The 201-nt window shown below is 40.8% G+C and carries 1 protein-coding gene; it reads left to right on the top strand.

From position 1 onward, the window contains the following. The coding region (locus ACT3RN_RS16450; RefSeq protein ID WP_444518923.1) for a transposase at positions 1 to 196 on the top strand (196 nt) is incomplete at its 5' end. Positions 197 to 201: the final 5 nt, after the last annotated feature.

Here is a 201-nt window from a genome sequence, read left to right as displayed (position 1 = left end):
GAGTAGACGTATCCAAAAATTACTGAACAGGCATGGTCATCGTATCCTATGGCTGCCGCCGTACAGCCCAGACTTGAACCCTATTGAAAAGAAGTGGGCACAAGTAAAGTTTCTACGCCAAGGGTGGATGGAAAATGACTTATCCAAATTATTTTATGATGTTTGTCCTAGCCATAACACTTTTGTTTTGAACTGACTATA

This window comes from Psychrobacter sp. AOP5-GZ1-6, from assembly GCF_052376345.1.
Taxonomy (GTDB): domain Bacteria; phylum Pseudomonadota; class Gammaproteobacteria; order Pseudomonadales; family Moraxellaceae; genus Psychrobacter.
Note: the sequence above shows the minus strand (reverse complement) of the source record. Positions and strands in the feature narration are given on the sequence as shown.